Origin of the sequence: Arsenophonus sp. ENCA (genome assembly GCF_002287155.1) — a bacterium.
In the GTDB taxonomy this organism is placed as follows: domain Bacteria; phylum Pseudomonadota; class Gammaproteobacteria; order Enterobacterales; family Enterobacteriaceae; genus Arsenophonus; species Arsenophonus nilaparvatae.
Genome location: NZ_NHNG01000768.1, coordinates 1 through 4,613, shown reverse-complemented (window position 1 = coordinate 4,613; position 4,613 = coordinate 1). Strand labels below are relative to the sequence as shown.

Annotated in this window: 5 protein-coding genes and 3 pseudogenes; 3 read left to right on the top strand and 5 right to left on the bottom strand. The window is 38.0% G+C overall.

Translation table 11 applies throughout. The features are described from left to right. A pseudogene (locus CBG25_RS19860) lies at nt 1–207 on the top strand (hypothetical protein); the annotation flags it as partial. On the opposite strand, the pseudogene CBG25_RS19855 reads toward CBG25_RS19860, so the two are convergent. Both CBG25_RS19855 and rpiA read right to left on the bottom strand, forming a co-directional pair. Beyond that, a pseudogene (locus CBG25_RS19855) lies at nt 182–769 on the bottom strand (NAD(P)-dependent oxidoreductase); the annotation flags it as partial. The pseudogenes CBG25_RS19860 and CBG25_RS19855 sit on opposite strands and share 26 nt — an antisense overlap. Nucleotides 770–1,059: 290 nt before the next feature. After that, the gene (rpiA, locus tag CBG25_RS19850; protein ID WP_290608799.1) at nt 1,060–1,725 is read right to left on the bottom strand and encodes a ribose-5-phosphate isomerase RpiA; all 666 of its coding nucleotides are present in this window, start codon (nt 1,723–1,725) and stop codon (nt 1,060–1,062) included. Nucleotides 1,726–1,868: 143 nt separating this feature from the next. On the opposite strand from rpiA, the gene CBG25_RS19845 reads away from it, so the two are divergent. Further along, nucleotides 1,869–2,789: a LysR family transcriptional regulator ArgP gene (locus CBG25_RS19845; RefSeq protein ID WP_290608801.1), complete on the top strand. Its 921-nt coding sequence runs from the start codon at nt 1,869–1,871 to the stop codon at nt 2,787–2,789. On the opposite strand, the gene CBG25_RS19840 is transcribed toward CBG25_RS19845, so the two are convergent. Both CBG25_RS19840 and CBG25_RS19835 read right to left on the bottom strand, forming a co-directional pair. Then, nucleotides 2,786–3,514, bottom strand: coding sequence for an oxidative stress defense protein (locus CBG25_RS19840; RefSeq protein WP_290608797.1), 729 nt, complete (start codon nt 3,512–3,514; stop codon nt 2,786–2,788). The genes CBG25_RS19845 and CBG25_RS19840 overlap by 4 nt on opposite strands. A 217-nt stretch (nt 3,515–3,731) precedes the next feature. After that, nucleotides 3,732–3,983 (bottom strand): annotated as a pseudogene (locus tag CBG25_RS19835) (mechanosensitive ion channel protein MscS); the annotation flags it as partial. A 70-nt stretch (nt 3,984–4,053) separates the two neighbouring features. On the opposite strand from CBG25_RS19835, the gene CBG25_RS19830 reads away from it, so the two are divergent. Beyond that, the gene (locus CBG25_RS19830) at nt 4,054–4,320 is read left to right on the top strand and encodes a hypothetical protein (RefSeq protein ID WP_290608795.1); all 267 of its coding nucleotides are present in this window, start codon (nt 4,054–4,056) and stop codon (nt 4,318–4,320) included. A 12-nt stretch (nt 4,321–4,332) separates the two neighbouring features. Here CBG25_RS19830 and CBG25_RS19825 read toward each other — a convergent pair. After that, the coding region (locus CBG25_RS19825) for a transposase family protein (RefSeq protein WP_290603775.1) at nt 4,333–4,613 on the bottom strand (281 nt) is incomplete at its 5' end.

Genomic DNA, 4,613 nt, shown 5'->3' with positions numbered 1-4,613 from the left:
GAAGTTAAACAAAATTGTGGTATTGAACGCTGTCAGGCTCGCACGAGCCGAGCGCAAAGAAATCATATTTTTCTCGCTATTTCTGCGTGGTTTGAACAACATAAACGTCGTATATCTGAAAAAATAACCCTTTATCAACAAAATTGGGACGTAATCAAAAATGCTATTGCTGAGCACATCCGTGTTTTATTAGCGTACCCAAATTAGTTTTGTGCGAAACTCGTGTATCATAGAAATAAACATTCATTCCAATATTTTCAGCTAAGATACCTAATTGAGTATCAATATGACCATAACCAATGATACCTAATTTTTTACCTCGTGCTTCATAGCTTCCTTTGGCTTGTTTATTCCATATTCCACGATGGGCTTTCATGCTCGCTTCTGGAATACGACGTAAAAGCAATAGTAATTCGCCAAGTACCATTTCTGCCACAGAGCGTGTATTGGAAAATGGCGCATTAAAAACTGGAATGCCCCGCTTAGCCGCAGCTTGAATATCAACTTGATTGGTGCCAATGCAAAAGCAACCGACTGCAATCAATTTTTCAGCCACGGCTAAAACCTGTTCGCTAAGATAGGTACGAGAACGAATACCGATAAAGTGGACATCAGGGATCAGTGCGATTAATTCTTCTGTTGATAATGCACCTTCATGATATTCAATATTGTCATAGCCTGCTGCCCGCAGATTATTAATTGCACTTTGATGCACACCCTCTAAAAGCAAAAATTTAATTTTCTGTTTTTGTAAAGATACATTAACCATTTACCCCATCCTATCATTAAGATTACGGCTATCACCTATTCTGTCATACAAACATAACAAAAATTTTCCCAGTAGCAATACTATCATTTACCCAAGCAACGAAATAAATCTCAGCTAAAACGCTATAGCGAACAAAAAGGAAATTAAAAAGGCAAAAATAAGATTTTTATCATATTAAATCAATTATTACGATATAACTCACTAAATTTGAGAGTAAAAAAATATAAATTTAATCCAGGCAATAAGTACTACCTTAATAGCCGATCAGTACTTTAAAAACCACCAAATAATTAGCTTTTAGCCGTTAATTTTTTTATTCCAGCTGGTGTTGCCAGCAAAATAATATCTGCTGGGCGATTGGCAAATAACCCTACCGTTACTACGCCGGCAATCGCATTAATTTTATTTTCAAGCTCTATCGGATCTAGGATCTCTAAATTGTGAACATCAAGAATGACATTGCCATTATCAGTAACCACATTTCGCCGATATTCTGGCATGCCTCCTAACCTTACCAATTGACGAGCGACATAAGCACGCGCCATCGGAATCACTTCAACGGGTAATGGAAATTTACCTAAGATATCAACTTGCTTAGACTTATCAGCTATAGCAATAAATTGCTTAGCCATCGCAGCGATGACTTTTTCACGCGTCAAAGCAGCGCCCCCTCCTTTGATCATCATTAGATCTGAATTAAATTCATCAGTACCATCAATATAAATATCCACACCATCCACATCATTACTATCAAGAATAGGAATGGCTAACGCGGTTAATTTTTCTGTAGAAGCAACCGAACTTGAGACTGCACCTTTAATTAAATGCTTTTGTGTCGCTAAACCATCAATAAAATGCGCAACGGTAGAGCCTGTTCCAACACCAACCACCATATCTGGTTTGATATATTCCAAAGCAGCCCAGCCGACCATTTTTTTTAATTCATCCTGTGTCATAATTAGTTGCCTTATTATTTTTTATTGCTAAAACCTACTAATTAATTAGTATAACGAAATTTCCCCGGCTATCGATTGGAAAAATATTGCATAGTAAGATATAGAATAACATCTGAATTGAATTTTAAAGAGATTTTTTCGTGATTAAACGCCCTGACTATCGAGCACTACAAGCATTGGATACTGTGATCCGTGAACGCGGCTTTGAGCGCGCTGCGCAAAAGTTATGTATCACTCAATCTGCCGTTTCCCAACGAATTAAGCAGCTTGAGAACCTATTTGGTCAACCATTATTAGTGAGGACTATCCCTCCTCAACCAACTGAGCAAGGACAAAAACTACTCGCGCTATTACATCAAGTGGAATTACTAGAAGAGCAATGGCTTGGTGACGAAAGTAATGGCACAACCCCGTTGTTACTATCAGTGGCAGTCAATGCTGATAGTTTAGCAACCTGGTTCCTGCCAGCTCTTAATCCAGTACTACATGACAGCCCTATTCGCCTTAATATTCAAGTCGAAGATGAAACCCGCACTCAAGAGCTGCTACGTAGAGGAGAGGTCGTTGGCGCGATTAGTATTCAACCAGAGCCTTTACCTGGCTGCCTGGTAGATAAACTGGGTGCACTGGATTATTTATTTGTGTCCTCACCAACTTTTGCTGAGCGTTATTTCCCTACCGGGGTAACAAAAGCCTCACTGTTAAAAGCACCTGCTGTCGCTTTTGATCATCTAGATGATATGCATCAAGCTTTTGTGCAACAGAATTTTACCCTATCTCCAGGTAGTGTTCCTTGCCACATTGTAAATTCATCAGAGGCATTTGTTCAACTTGCTAAGCAAGGCTCAACCTGTTGTATGATCCCACATTTACAAATTATTGATGAATTAAATTCAGGTGAACTAGTCGACCTCACGCCCGGACTATGTCAGCGTAGAATGCTATACTGGCACCGCTTTTCGCCTGAAAGCAGGACAATGAGAAAGGTAACTGACGCCCTGGTAAAAACTGGACGCCAGATATTAAAACAAGCAGATAATGATAATGTGGCAAATAACAATTAACGTTTCAATTCAAAAACAACATCAACTTGATCGGTAAAATCAATACTCTGTTGTTCGTAAGTTTGATTGCTATCACTGGCAGCAGCAGCCACCATTTGGTTCATAGCCTTCATTCTTGGCATTGGATAAGGGGTTGCATCAGGTGCTCGATAATTAATACTATAAACTTTGCCTAATTTAACATTAAATCCTGCTGCTAACGCTTCTGCTTGCGCTTTAGCATTGTCAATTGCTTTATTACGAGCTTCATCACGATAGTGTTTAGGATCCTTAACACCAAATTGCACCGAATTAATTTCATTTAAACCAGCTGCTAGCGCACCATCCAATAAAGTATTCAATTGATCTAGTTTATATAGTTTAACTTCTACTGAGCGTTCTGCAGTATAACCGACTATTTTAGATTTTTCGGCGCTTTTATCATATTCATATTTCGGTTGAGTCGTGATATTTGCCGCATTGATATCGCTATTTTCTATCCCTTTATCCTTGAGAAAGTCAAAATATTGCTTAACACGTGCGTCAACCGCCGTTTTAGCTGAGGCCGCATTTTTTTCAGTTACAGCAACATTAATTAGTAAAGTGACCATATCTGGTGTGGCTTTAATCGTTGCATTACCTGATGTCACGATATGTGGCCCATTAGGTAAGGAGTTAGATTGAGCAAGTAATGGTAATGAACTGACTGACATCATCGCTAAAAATATAATCGAACTAAGCTTCACGAGACCTCCTGCACATAATTAATCAACTCTAGATAGACTATTTGCTAGCCAATAATCGTTTATTCTTAACATAATAGAATATTAAAAAGCATAATGGGAAGGTTAATCATAATGAATAATTTTAATCAACGCTAACTAATGCAAATTTAAATAGCGAGATAGTTTACTAACCGATAAAAATATTGGTGTGAAAGCTAATCCACACCAAAATAATTAATTAGCTATTTTTGGTTTGATATAAATGAACATCCATTTTTGGAAAAGGTATGCCAATATTATGTGCATCTAACTGTTTTTTAAAATTTTCCATCAAGTCCCAATAGACATTCCATCCATCAGCGTTAGTTGTCCAAACACGTACGACAAAATTAAGAGAAGAAGGTGCCATTTCATGTAAACGGATAGTAACACCTTTATCATGCTGAATACGCTCATCTGCTGCAATAACATCACCTAACACTTTTTTAACCCACGAGTTTCGCAGTCTCTAAAAAAGAAGTATAAATTTAAAAACAAGAAAAAATCAGGATGTTCATATTTTGTCCGGTTATCCATGCATTAAAGATATCTATAAAATATTCTTGCAAGTAAGCAGTGTAAGATACTCTAGTTTGGCGTTATCAGAAGTCAGCCCATCGCCTTTATCTCATGACACGGTTAGCCGATGGTTAAAAAGTAGATGTTTCCGCCCTAAAGACCTATGGCGATTAGTTGAACCTTCTATAGACAAAAAAAGCCCTTGTGTACTAATTGCCGATGATACATTAAGCGTGTTGCTTAATAGTGAAATAAGGGTGTTTCGGTGATTGAAGTAAATTTTACGCTGTTCTGAGATGGAAATTCCAAAGACCTGCGCTAAGGAGTAAGAAGGTATCATCAATAAAGGGTCTACGATTCCGTAAAATTTGGGTCATGCAACCGAGGCGCTTGATACCCGCGATGGCGTGTTCAACTGTAATACGGATGCCCGAGATTATTTTATTTTCTTGTTTTTGTTCAGGCGATAAAGGTCTTTTTCGAGTTCCTTTTTTTGGGATTTGTGTATTAGGATGCTGTTTATCTATACCTTGAAAACCGGTATCTGCCCAGATGGTTACCT

Coding starts and splice junctions, on each gene's coding strand:
- rpiA (WP_290608799.1), bottom strand. CDS start 1,725: ATGACACAGGATGAATTAAAAAAAATGGTCGGCTGGGCTGCTTTGGAA.